10 protein-coding genes are annotated in these 11,992 nt (G+C 67.8%); 8 read left to right on the forward strand and 2 right to left on the reverse strand.

The genetic code is table 11. The features are described from left to right. The first annotated feature begins 47 nt into the window (after positions 1–47). Both ACNQR1_RS29095 and ACNQR1_RS29100 read left to right on the forward strand, forming a co-directional pair. Complete coding sequence (locus tag ACNQR1_RS29095) at positions 48–2,075, forward strand: SDR family oxidoreductase (RefSeq protein ID WP_418049050.1); 2,028 nt, start codon at positions 48–50, stop codon at positions 2,073–2,075. A 36-nt stretch (positions 2,076–2,111) separates the two neighbouring features. Continuing rightward, positions 2,112–3,158, forward strand: coding sequence for a nucleoside hydrolase (locus ACNQR1_RS29100; RefSeq protein WP_418049051.1), 1,047 nt, complete (start codon positions 2,112–2,114; stop codon positions 3,156–3,158). A 5-nt stretch (positions 3,159–3,163) separates the two neighbouring features. On the opposite strand, the gene ACNQR1_RS29105 is transcribed toward ACNQR1_RS29100, so the two are convergent. Both ACNQR1_RS29105 and ACNQR1_RS29110 read right to left on the reverse strand, forming a co-directional pair. Further along, positions 3,164–4,753 carry a DNA polymerase Y family protein gene (locus tag ACNQR1_RS29105; protein WP_418049052.1) on the reverse strand — a complete coding sequence of 530 codons (1,590 nt, stop codon included), beginning with the start codon at positions 4,751–4,753 and terminating at the stop codon, positions 3,164–3,166. A gap of 3 nt (positions 4,754–4,756) precedes the next feature. Continuing rightward, complete coding sequence (locus tag ACNQR1_RS29110; RefSeq protein WP_418049053.1) at positions 4,757–5,464, reverse strand: hypothetical protein; 708 nt, start codon at positions 5,462–5,464, stop codon at positions 4,757–4,759. A gap of 293 nt (positions 5,465–5,757) precedes the next feature. Here ACNQR1_RS29110 and ACNQR1_RS29115 point away from each other — a divergent pair, with 293 nt between their 5' ends. The 6 genes from ACNQR1_RS29115 (at position 5,758) to ACNQR1_RS29140 (ending at position 11,894) form a co-directional block, all read left to right on the forward strand. Further along, on the forward strand, positions 5,758–6,042 hold the full coding sequence (locus ACNQR1_RS29115) for a hypothetical protein (RefSeq protein ID WP_418049054.1): 285 nt from the start codon (positions 5,758–5,760) through the stop codon (positions 6,040–6,042). Between the two features lie 40 nt (positions 6,043–6,082). Then, complete coding sequence (locus ACNQR1_RS29120; protein WP_418049055.1) at positions 6,083–7,705, forward strand: S53 family peptidase; 1,623 nt, start codon at positions 6,083–6,085, stop codon at positions 7,703–7,705. Next, complete coding sequence (locus ACNQR1_RS29125) at positions 7,702–8,910, forward strand: zinc ribbon domain-containing protein (RefSeq protein WP_418049056.1); 1,209 nt, start codon at positions 7,702–7,704, stop codon at positions 8,908–8,910. The genes ACNQR1_RS29120 and ACNQR1_RS29125 overlap by 4 nt, the downstream gene beginning before the upstream one ends. Beyond that, positions 8,907–9,626, forward strand: a complete 720-nt coding sequence (locus ACNQR1_RS29130) for a hypothetical protein (RefSeq protein WP_418049057.1) — start codon at positions 8,907–8,909, stop codon at positions 9,624–9,626. The genes ACNQR1_RS29125 and ACNQR1_RS29130 overlap by 4 nt, the downstream gene beginning before the upstream one ends. A 143-nt stretch (positions 9,627–9,769) precedes the next feature. Then, positions 9,770–10,048, forward strand: coding sequence for a hypothetical protein (locus tag ACNQR1_RS29135; protein ID WP_418049058.1), 279 nt, complete (start codon positions 9,770–9,772; stop codon positions 10,046–10,048). A 43-nt stretch (positions 10,049–10,091) separates the two neighbouring features. Next, entirely contained in the window at positions 10,092–11,894 is a 1,803-nt protein-coding gene (locus ACNQR1_RS29140; RefSeq protein WP_418049059.1) for a zinc ribbon domain-containing protein, read from the forward strand. Positions 11,895–11,992: the final 98 nt, after the last annotated feature.

Below are 11,992 nucleotides of genomic sequence, written 5' to 3' on the forward strand. Positions count from 1 at the left end.
GACCGCCCTTGTTGACGTTTGCCCGAACAAGGGCCACGATGGCTCGCATGCGTTATGTCGTTACCGGCGGTACCGGGTTTATTGGCCGCCGAGTGATCTCCCGGATTCTGTCCCGCGAACCCGGTGCCGAGGTGTGGGTACTGGTGCGCCGCGAGTCGCTGACGCGGTTCGAACGACTCGCCCAAGATTGGGACGAGCGGGTAAAACCACTGGTCGGTGACCTGACGGCGGCCGACCTCGGCTTGACCGACGCCGATATCGCCGAGTTGGGTGACGTCTCGCACGTGGTGCACTGTGCGGCCATCTACGACATGACCGTCGGCGAATCTGAGCAGCGGGCCGCCAATGTGGACGGCACCCGTGCGGTGATCGAACTGGCCCGGCGCCTCGATGCCACGTTGCACCACGTGTCCTCGATCGCGGTGGCCGGCAACCATCGGGGCGTGTTCACCGAGGCCGACTTCGACGTCGCCCAGGACCTGCCCACGCCCTATCACCAGACCAAGTTCGAGGCCGAACTGCTGGTGCGCTCGACGCCGGGCCTGCGCTACCGGGTGTACCGCCCGGCCGTGGTGGTCGGCGATTCCCAGACCGGTGAGATGGACAAGATCGACGGTCCCTACTACTTCTTCGGCGTGCTGGCACGGCTCGCCGCGCTGCCCAGCTTCACCCCGATGATGCTGCCCGACAGTGGCCGCACCAACGTCGTTCCGGTGGACTATGTGGCTGACGCGTTGGTCGCGCTCATGCACGTCGAAGACGGGGACGGGGAGACGTTCCACCTCACCGCACCGAAGACCACCGGGCTACGTGACATCTACCGCGGGGTGGCCGCCGAGGCGGGGCTGCCGCCACTGCGCGGATCGCTGCCGCGGGCCACCGCGGCGCCGGTGTTGCGCGCACGAGGACGGGTCAAGGCGGTGCGCAATATCCTCGCCACCCAGCTGGGCATCCCCGGCGATGTGCTCGACGTGGTCGAGTTGCGGCCGACCTTCACCTCGGACAGCACCACCGCAGCACTGCGCGGCACCGGGATCGCTGTGCCCGAATTCTCTTCGTACGCACCGAAACTGTGGCGATACTGGGCGCAACACCTCGATCCCGACCGGGCCCGGCGCGACGACCCGGCCGGACCGCTGGTCGGCAGGCACGTCATCATCACCGGTGCCTCCAGCGGCATCGGGCGGGCCTCGGCGATCGCCGTCGCCGAACGCGGTGCCTGCGTCTTCGCCCTCGCCCGCAGCGGTGAGGCGCTCGACGATCTGGTCGCCGAGATCCGCTCGGCGGGCGGGCAGGCCTACGCATTCACCTGCGACGTCACCGATTCGGCGTCGGTCGAGCACACGGTCAAGGACATCCTCGGCCGCTTCGGCCATGTCGACTACCTGGTGAACAATGCCGGCCGGTCCATCCGCCGGTCGGTGGTGAACTCGACGGACCGGTTGCACGACTACGAACGGGTGATGGCGGTCAACTACTTCGGCTCGGTACGGATGGTGCTGGCGCTGCTGCCGCACTGGCGCGAGCGCCGGTTCGGCCATGTGGTCAACGTGTCCAGCGCCGGAGTGCAGGCGAACAGCCCGAAGTACAGCGCCTATCTGCCGTCCAAGGCAGCACTGGATGCGTTCTCCGAGGTGGTCGGCACCGAGACCCTCTCGGACCACATCACGTTCACCAATATCCATATGCCGCTGGTGAAGACGCCGATGATCGCTCCGTCGCGCAAGCTCAACCCGGTGCCACCGATCTCGGCCGAGCATGCCGCGGCCATGGTGGTGCGCGGCCTGGTGGAAAAGCCGGCCCGGATCGACACCCCGCTGGGCACCGTGGCCGATTTCGGTAACTATCTGACCCCGAAACTGTCTCGCCGCGTTCTGCATCAGCTGTATCTGGGCTACCCGGACTCGGCGGCCGCGCGCGGGCTGAGCGGCGACGGAGCCGACGGATCGGTGGGCGGTGAGGCGCAACGACGGCCGAAGCGACCGGTCCGCAGCACCCGAACTCTACGGGTGCCGCGTGCGGTGACACGTCCGCTCAAACGCGCGGTCCGGTTGGTGCCCGGGGTGCACTGGTAGCCGATCCAGGTCCTGTGTTGGCTTATCGTTGACACGGTGACATCCCCCACCGCGCCCGTGTTCGCCGATGTCGATACCGGTGTCGACGATGCCGTGGCGCTGGCATATCTGTTCGCCAGCCCCGAGGCGGAGTTGGTCGGTATCGCCTCGACTGCGGGAAATGTTCCGGTGCAACAGGTCTGTGTCAACAATCTGGGCCTGCTGGAGCTGTGCGGGATGACGGGGATCCCGGTCTCCAAGGGCGCCGAGCAGCCGTTGAGCGCGCCGTTGCGCACCGCCGAGGACACCCACGGACCGCAGGGCCTGGGATATGCGCGGTTACCGGACACCGACCGGCTGCTGACCGCGCACGATGCCGCCGAGGCCTGGGTACGGGCGGCACGCGCATATCCGGGTGAGTTGATCGGGCTGGCTACCGGGCCCCTGACCAACCTGGCACTGGCCATGCGCGCCGAGCCCACGCTGCCCAAACTGCTGCGCCGGCTGGTGATCATGGGCGGAGCATTCGACTACCGCGGCAACACCACACCGGTGTCGGAGTGGAACATCAGCGTCGATCCCGAGTCCGCCGCCGAGGTGTTCAGCGGCTGGAACGCCGCCTGGGGCCTCGATGACGCGACGCACGTACCAATCGTGCTGGGCCTCAACCTGACCGAGAACATCGCGATGACGCCCGCGCTGCTGAACCGGCTGGCGGCCGCGGCCGGATCGCCGTCGGCGCCGATGAGCGTGCTCGACGAGCGGGGTACCCGGTCGGCGGCGGACAACCCGTTGATCCGCGTGCTCGAGGACGCAATGCGGTTCTACTTCGAGTTCCACTTCGACACCGACGACGGATACCTGGCGCACCTGCACGATCCGCTGGCTGCGGCAGTGGCACTGGACCCGGAGTTGGTGAGCTGCCGGGAAACCACGGTCGATGTCGAACTGAGCGGCACCCTGACCCGCGGTATGACGGTGGCCGACTGGCGCGGGCACTGGCGCCGCCCACCCAATGCGCTCATCGGCACAGAGGTCGACCCGACGGTGTTCTTCGACCGCTTCATCAGTCGGGTCGGGGAGTTCGCGCAACGCTTGAACTGATCCCGTCACTCATAGGCGCCCTCCAGATACCACCGACGCTGCCGGTAACACAGCAGTAGAGCCTGATCTTCCCCGCCGTCCCTCTCGTCGTGCCTCAGCAGCACCTGGACCCGCGCGGTGCGTCCGGCCCCCCGGTTCTCCGGATCCCACCACCGCTCATCGACCGGCCACGGCCCCGCCCACCAGCGCAGCCTGCCGTCACGGCGGCCCGCGCCGGCCAGCTGCGCCGGATCGGCCGAGAACAACCCGCGGCTGGTGACCCGGACCAGGTTCCCTTGTACGTCAAGAAGTTCCACCGGGTCGTCGAGCAGCACGGTCGGCGAGGGTTCGGGCAATTGGCCTGGCCACGGCTGCCGCGGATCGGCTCGCGGTACCGGCTCGTCCCCCAAGGCGGCGAAGGTGATCCGTTCGGCAGGCCCGCGACCGCCGCTGAGCACCGGCACCTGTACCGCTTCCGGGCCGAGCAGACCCTGGACCCGCAGCAGCGCACGCCGGGCCCGCAGCCGGTCTTCCTCCCCTATCCCACCCCACAGCGGCAACTGCAGCGCCGCTGCCGAGATCACCTCAACCGGACGCAGGCGCAGCACCGTTACCGGTGCGGTGGGTCGATCAGAAGTGCGGCGGTTCAGCCAGCCGTCCAGCTGCCAACGCACCCGGTCGGCGGTGGCGTCTTCGGTCAGCGGCTCAGCACACCGCCAGACCCGTTCCAGCTCTTCACCATTGGCGGTGACGGCATGAATGGCCAACCGGGTACAGCCCACACCGGCCGCCTCCAGATGGCGATGCAGATCACTGGCCAGCGATCGCCCTGCGAAGGCTGCGGCATCCACCCGTTCGATCGGCGGGTCACAGTTCATCACCGCATCGAGTTCGGTGGCCGGATCCCGCCCGGAGGGGCCCCGGTCCGGCTCCCCGCAGGCGAACCTGTGCGCCGTCACCGCATCGGCGCCGAACCGGGAGGCGACATCGGTGCGGGACAACTCGGCGAACTGCCCCAGGGTTCGGATACCCATCCGCCACAACAGGTCCGCCAGGTCATCGCGGCCGGGGGCAGCCAGGGCAGGCTCGGTGGCCAACTGCCGAATCGACAGCCCGGAGAGAAACACAGCATCGTTCCCGGGTTCGACGATACAACCCGCACGAGCGGCGAAGACTGCGGTGGAAAGCTGATCGGCGATACCGACCTGACATTCGGCCCCCGCCGCGGCGACGGCATCGATCAATCGTTCGGCCGCAACCGGTTCGGACCCGAAGTACCGCGCCGCGCCGCGCACCGAGAGCACCAACAATCCCGGACGCAATACCTCGGCGCGCGGCACCAGATCGTCGACGGCAAGCGTCACGTTCTCGAAATGGCGGGCATCCCTGGCCGGATCGGCGGTGACGACATGCAGTTGCGGACACCGGGCCTGCGCCTCGCGGCGCCGCAGCCCGCGCCGGACCCCGTTCGCTCGCGCCGACGCCGAGCAGGCGATCACCCGGTTGGCCAGGGTGACCGCGACCGGCACCGTCGACGTCAGCCCTGCCGCTGCTGCCGCAGCCACTGCCGGCCAGTCCATACACCAGAGGGCCAGCACCCTGGAATCCGCGGGCACGAGCTATCCGCCTACCGCACAGGCCGATCCGGTGCCCCGCCCCCGGGCACGCATGGCCAGCCGGACCCGGCTGATCCGGCCGCGCCCGGGCATCGGGGCGTCCCGGCCGGCACCGGCCACCTCGTAGCCGGATACCCGGGCCTCCAACCGGGCCGATGCACCCTGCCAGTCACCATCGGTGACCAACAGGGTGCAGCCTTTCTGCCGGGCTCGCGCCACCATCACCCGGGCCCGACTCGGCGGTACCGAACGTCCGCCCAGTCCGAGCACCACCAGATCCATCCCGTCCATCAGCACCGCGGCCACCTCGACGGGGTCGGCACCCGGATCGGGGATCACCGCGAGCCGGCTCAGATCGGCGCCCATCTCCACCGCGGCCAGCAGGCCAACATCGGGTTGCCCGATGATCACCGCGTGCCCGCCCGCAGCCGTCACCGCCGCCACCATGCCCAGCGACAGTGATCGGGCACCCGCGGCAACCGCGACAGACCCGCGCGGCAGCATCGTCGGCAGGCCTTCCGGCAACGTCTCAACCAGCGCGTCAGGCGACGCCAGCAAAGATTCCTGAGCCGGGATCGATGTCGCGGACCGAGGCGCGCCACGATGCGCCGGGCCGACCTTCCCCGACACCGAGGCAATCTTGCGCCGAAGGTGTTCTACCTGTTCGGAGCGGGTGAGCCGGTGTAAATCGAGCTCTGCCGCAGCAGTCACAACAACACCTCCCGCACCATCCGTTCAACATCATTTTCGAATATATGTTCGATGGCTCGAGTAAACACCTACCCCCCGACAGCGTCAAGCCACGAGCGACGGCTACCGACCCCGGCAAGTAGGGCCGGTGGGAATGACTCTGCGACCTCGCGGGCCTTGAGTTAGAGTTCCGTTCACCAGAACCCGCTTCGGGATGGGACTGGCCACGACTTGCGTTGCAGGTAGTGGGAATCCACTGCGATTCGCCGAAGGCCAAGTTCTGTAACAGCACGGGGGACAGTGAGGACAGCATCATGAAGTCTGGGCAGTTGACTCGTCGGCTCGCCGTCATCGCGGGCGGTACGGCAGTCATCGGGATGATCTCGTTCACCGCGGCGTGCGGTACCGAGGAGAAGGGTCCCGAGACCACCACGCCGACCACGACGACTACGACCACCACGCCGACCACGCCGGCCACTCCCGCCCCGCCGCCTCCGGTCGAACCGACCGAGAAGTCCATCAACCCCACCGGCGGCAATCTGTTCACCCCCAACGTGAAGGCGCCCCCGGCCCCGACCGCGATCCCCGGCGACAACTAGACGCGGAGCGCAGAAAGTCGGTCGTTCGCCCATGGCCGGGATGAACATCGCCCCCGGGCGGGCGTTACTGGCGCTGATCCTGTTCAGCGCCCTGCTGGTCTCCGACCTGCGAACCAGCCCCACCACGGGCAATGGGGCGTACGGGCCCGCCCAGATCACGGGTCCGTACGCCCAATTACTTTCCGCCTCAACCGATCTCGGTCCAGCCGACAGCGGCTCGGCGCAGCTGACCATGACGCTGCACGGCACCACCCGACCCGCGGCGCTGTTCGGGTGGGCCGACGAGCATTCGTTGTCGATCCGGTGGCGACCCGGTGATGCCTGGGCCGTCGCCGAGGGCCGATCCGCCGCGATGGCATCCGCTTTCGGGGTGGACATCCATGACTACCGGGGCCGGCGCGGGCAGGAGTTCTACGCCTCACCGCAACAGCCGTCGGTCCCCGAGCCGCTGGCCGGGGAGGTCTCCGGGCTCGGCCGTATCCTGGGCTACACGCCATACCGGATGTCGCTGCCGGACCTACGGAACCTACCCACCGATGTTCCGGACCAAGGGTTGACACCACAGGCGGTGCTCAACACCTACAACCTCGCCGGCCTGGCGAAGCAGGGGTTCACCGGCAAGGGCACAACCATCGTGTTCTTCGCGTTCGACGGTTTCGACCAGGCCGATCTGGACACGTTCGCCGCGACATTCGGCCTGCCCACGTTCACCCCGACAGTGGTCGGCGGACAACCGAGCGCACCACGTGGTGAGACCACCATGGATCTGCAGGTCGCCCATGCCATCGCTCCGGATGCCCGGAAAGTCGTGGTCAACGCCAGGCCGACAGTGCAGGGCGACGGCGCCTACGAGAAGATCGGGAAGATGCTGGAGTCCGCGGACCAGCAGTTCCCCGGCGCGGTGTGGAGCTTCTCGATCGGCTGGGGCTGCGACAAGTTGATCACCGCCGCCGATCTCGCCCCGGTCCGCTCCGCACTGGCCTCCGCGCACACCCGCGGCACCACGGCATTCAACGCCAGCGGTGACCTGGCGGGCCTGGAATGCAAAGGCGGACAAGACTGGTCGTCCGCGCCCGGTAAGGACGACATCGGCCTGGACTCGGTGGCCTCCGTGCCGGAGATCACCGATGTCGGCGGCACGACGCTGTCCACCGACGCCGACGGCGACTGGCTGGCCGAGCAAGCCTGGTTCGACGTCCCGCTGTCACAGGGCACCGGCGGCGGCGTGTCCGCACTGTTCGACCGCCCGGACTGGCAGAAGGGCCTGTCCGCGCCAGGCAGCACCGAAGCCGGCGGCGAGCAGAGGCGGCTGACCCCCGACATCTCCGCTGTCGCCGACCCGTTCACCGGAGTGAAAATCGTTCTGAACGGCCAGGTTCTGGTCGGGGGCGGTACCTCGCAGTCCGCACCGCTGTGGGCCGCGATGGCAGCAGTGATGAATCAGTATCTGATCGCCAACGGCGGGCGCGCGCTCGGCGATTTCAATCCGCTGCTGTACCGCATCGCCAGAGGAGCCCCGCTGCCGGCGTTCCGCGACGTCACCCTCGGCGGCAACGCGGTGGCCACCGCCGCGCCCGGCTATGACCTGGTGACCGGCCTGGGCACACCCGATGTGGAGAACCTGGCCAAGAACCTTCTCGTCCTTCAGAAGGCGAACCGATGACCGACGCGCCAGACGACACCGACGTCCCGACCACCGAATGCCGCGTCTGCAAGACCGACGTGCCAGACGGCAAGTACTGCGGGCTGTGTGGGGTACCGATCGACAAGGAGCGAGGAGACGGACCGGAATGGTTGCGCCTCAGCGCATCCTGTGTCGCCCCCGACGAGCATCTGTTGCGCCCGTCGATCGCCAGCTCGCTGTTCCCCCACCTGTCGCACCAATCCCGCACCCCGTTCCGCCTCGCGATGCTGGCCTTGGTGGCGGGGTTGGTGGCCTGCGCACTGTTGCGGTTGCCCGCGGCCCTGATAGCGGTCGCCGCACTCGGGCTTCCGTTGCTGTTCCTGATCTATCTCTATGAGTCCGACGCCTTCCGCGACCTGCACCGCGGCAATCTCGCGCTGACCATAGTGCTGGGAATCGCACTGGGTGTCGGGTGGGTGCTTCTCACCGGCCACGTCATGGCCAAGTCCTACGGCGTACCACTCGGCTCCGGGATTACCGGGTTCCGGATCATGCGCAACGGCTTGGGAATTCCCTTGGGCGGCGCGTTCCTGATGCTGGTGCCCGCCGTCGTCGTCCGGCTGGCACGGCCGGCGAGCCGGGAATCCCTGGACGGTTTCATGATCGGCGCCCTCGGTGCGACGGCATTCACCGCGGCGGCCACCCTGACCCGACTGGCACCCCAACTCACCACCGGCATGGTGGCACGCAACCGCCCGATGTCCGGACTGATCGTCGAAGCCGGAATCCGCGGTGTCGCGGTACCTTTGACCGCAGCGGCCATCGGCGGTCTGATCGGTGCGGCATTGTGGTTCACCCGCCCCGCCACCAAAGTCGACAAACACGTCGGCTACGTCCGACTGGTGATGTTCTCCTGCGCCTTTGCGGTGCTGATCATCTACACCGGGCTCGGCCTGGTCGATGTCGCGCGTATCCCGCAGTGGATCCAGTTGACGGTGCACATCGCCGTTGCGCTGCTGGCGATCTTGGCGCTGCGCATCGGTCTGCACCTGGCGCTGCTGCACGAAGCGCAGGACGAAATCGCCTCCGACCAACCCATCTTCTGCCCGCGCTGCGGTCACATCGTGCCCGACATGTCGTTCTGTCCCCACTGCGGTGCGGCCACCCACGCATCGTCACGAACCTCCCGAGAAGAACGCCGCGAGCACCGGCCGGTACGTGATCCGGGGTCGGACGTCGGATGAGCACGTTCTTTCCCGGCTACGCGGTACCCATTTCCACGGGCCGAACCCGAGCCGTCCGCGGGACCTCGGCGCTGAAGCTGCTGGCGATCCTGGGCACCGGAATCGTCCTGGTGGCCGGCGTGCTGGTCTGGGTGTCCCATGCCATGAGCAAATCCCCGGCCCGGTACATGTGTCCACCCGACTGTGGCCGTCCCCCGACCGGCCAGGCGGTGGCGATCAACCCGGTGTTCACCGCTCCCGACGGGAGCTTCTCGGTCTCCTACCCGGTGGCTTCCTCGGCGTACAAGGTCACCACCAACGCGACCGGTGTCACCGCGGAGTTCCAGGCCGGCGACGGCGGCATGCTGCAGTTGTTCAGTGAGCCCGCAGGCGGGCGCAGCGCCGAGGACATCGCCAACACGCTCGTGAGAAAGACCTTTCCGGACACCAAGACCGCCTACGACATCCCGAACGCGATGGTCGGGTACCACCCGGGTTTCGGGCTGGTCGCCGACTGCTGGCCGCAGGGTGCCACGAGTAACTACATGCGAATGCGCGTCCTGGTGTTGGTCGCGGTGAAAGATGACCTCGCCCTCGTCGCATCGGCCGTCGGGCCGTACCGGGAGTTCGGCCCCGGCTCCGGCGCAAGCAAACCCTCGGGTGCGAACCTGCAGTTGGCGCTGGACATGGGCAAATACGTCAACAGCTTCCGCTGGCGTGGAGATCCCGGCCGCTGAACCTGGATTTCGATGCGGCACTCGGCCCTATTCGAAAAATCCCAATTGACGCCCATGACGGACGGCGCTGGGTTAAAGTTTGCCAGCAATCCGATTCGGTCTCTGTTTCCGAATCACCCGGCGGGGGACAGTTAGGACTAATCATGAGGTCACGCCTATCAACTCGTCGCCTCGCAGTCACCGCGGCGTCCGCCGCGATCATCGGGATGGTCGGGCTCAGTGCTTGCGGTACCGGCGAGAAAGCGCCCGAGACCACGAGCCCCACCCCGACCACCACCACGACGACGACAACGTCGCCGCCGGCTGCGCCCACCGAGAAGCAGGTCACCCCCGGTGGTGCGAACAGGTTCACGCCCACCCATGTGGAACCGGCCGCACCACCCACAGGGCGGCACGGGATCGGCAGCCCCCACCGGCAATAGCACCGTCGGATAGCGGCCGCCGGCCCTTGCGGCCAACTACGCCATGAGCACCGGAACCGGCACCGACGACACCTCGCCCACCACCGAATGCCCGGTATGCCGGGCCGAGGTTCCGCCGGGCGCATTCTGCGGCCGATGCGGCGCGCATCTGGATCCGCCCGGCGATGGTCCCGAATGGCTACGGATCGGCGCCTACTGCGCGGGCCGCGAGCACCTACTACGGCCGTCGGTGGTCAGTTCGCTGTTCCCCCAACTGCCGCAACGTTCGCGCGCGCCGTTCCGGTGGTCGTTGGTGGTCCTCGTGGTCGCGGTGACCGCCTGCGCGCTCCTGCGACTCCCCGCGGCGATGAACGCGCTCGCCGCATTCGGGGTGCCGCTACTGTTCGTCGTGTATCTACGCAGATCCGTTGTCTTTCACGATGTTCCGGTGCGCACGATGCTGCTGACCGCCGTCCTGGGCGCCGGACTCGGCGTCGCCTGGACGCTCATGACGGCAACCGCGGTGGCCCGCGAGTACGACATGCCGATGGGCGTCGACATCCCGCAGTACCGAATCGTGCGCGACGGTCTCGGTGTCCCGCTCGGCGCGATGTTGCTGATGATCGCTCCGGCGGTGGCGATCCGCCTGTTCGCCCGGAGACCACGAAACTCGCTCGGCGGCTTTGTCATCGGCGCGCTGAGCGCGCTCGCATTCACCGCGGCCGCCATGCTGAGTCGGTTGGCTCCGCAGTTCGACGACGGGATCGTGGACCACGACCGGCCGTTGAGCGGGCTGTTGGTGCAGGCCGGGATCCAGGCGGTGGCGGTGCCGTTGACCGCTGCGGCCGCAGGCGCTCTCGTCGGTATCGCCCTGTGGTTCACCCCAGCGCCGGACAACGCGCATCGGCATCCGGAGTATGTGCGTACGGCCGTGGCGGTGACGGCCGCGACCGTCCCCGTCTGCTACGCGATTCTCGGTCTGATCGACGTCGCACCGGTGTCTCAGATAGTGGTACTGGCAGTGCATCTGGCCGTGACGGCGTTGGCATTGCTGGCATTGAGGGTGGGGCTGCAGCTCGCGTTGCTTCACGAATCCGCCGTTCCCGCCGACGAATCGCCGGTGTGCCCGCAATGCGACCGACCCGTTCCCGGCACGGCCTTCTGCCCGAACTGCGGAGTCGCGATCCGTGCGTCGTCGCCACTGCAGCACCGGGCCGATGACCGCCGACTCTTGGGCGCATGGGGTGCGGCTGTCGCATTGCTGGCCGCAGCCCTGGTCGGGGTGTCGGCATTGGTCAGCCCCGCTCCCGCGCGTTACGTATGCCCGCCAGACTGCGGTAGTCCGCCGACATTCGCGCCGGTGGCGACGAATCCCCGCTTCACGGCTCCGGATGGCGGGTTCTCGGTTGCCTACCCGGCCACCGGTGCGGCCTACACCGTCACCACGGCCGACGATGGTGTGACGGCGGATTTCCTGGCCGGAGATGGCGGCACCATGCAACTCATCGGCAGGCCCGCAGCCGGGAGGATGCCGAAGGAGATCGCAAAGGCCCTGATCGAAGACACCTATCCCGACGCCGACGTGGACTACGAGATCCCGAATGCCATGGTCGGCTACCAGCCCGGGTACGGGATGGTCCTCGACAGCTGGCCCCAGAACGCCACCGGCGACTACATGCGGCTACGGGTGGTGATTCTCGCGGCGGTCAAGAACGACCTCGCGCTGATCGCCGTCGCGACCGGCCCGTATCACGCGTACGGCCCCGATTTCGGCCCCGGCATCCCGTCCGGGGCCAACCTGGATCTTGCACTGGATATGGGCAAGTACGTCAACAGTTTTCGGTGGCGCGGAGACCCGGCGCGCTGAGCCTCGGCGGGCCCGAGCTGGATGATTTCATCGTCAATTGGTGACATTGACAAATGTCATCAATTGCTGGTGTACTCCAGGCACGCTTCAACGAGGAG

The sequence above is a fragment of the Mycobacterium sp. 48b genome, assembly GCF_048282725.1.
Taxonomy (GTDB): domain Bacteria; phylum Actinomycetota; class Actinomycetes; order Mycobacteriales; family Mycobacteriaceae; genus Mycobacterium.

What these genes read in the sequence shown, in the direction of transcription:
- ACNQR1_RS29095 (WP_418049050.1), top strand. Translation starts at nt 48, where the DNA reads ATGCGTTATGTCGTTACCGGCGGTACCGGGTTTATTGGCCGCCGAGTG.
- ACNQR1_RS29115 (WP_418049054.1), top strand. Translation starts at nt 5,758, where the DNA reads ATGAAGTCTGGGCAGTTGACTCGTCGGCTCGCCGTCATCGCGGGCGGT.
- ACNQR1_RS29120 (WP_418049055.1), top strand. Translation starts at nt 6,083, where the DNA reads ATGAACATCGCCCCCGGGCGGGCGTTACTGGCGCTGATCCTGTTCAGC.
- ACNQR1_RS29125 (WP_418049056.1), top strand. Translation starts at nt 7,702, where the DNA reads ATGACCGACGCGCCAGACGACACCGACGTCCCGACCACCGAATGCCGC.
- ACNQR1_RS29130 (WP_418049057.1), top strand. Translation starts at nt 8,907, where the DNA reads ATGAGCACGTTCTTTCCCGGCTACGCGGTACCCATTTCCACGGGCCGA.
- ACNQR1_RS29135 (WP_418049058.1), top strand. Translation starts at nt 9,770, where the DNA reads ATGAGGTCACGCCTATCAACTCGTCGCCTCGCAGTCACCGCGGCGTCC.
- ACNQR1_RS29140 (WP_418049059.1), top strand. Translation starts at nt 10,092, where the DNA reads ATGAGCACCGGAACCGGCACCGACGACACCTCGCCCACCACCGAATGC.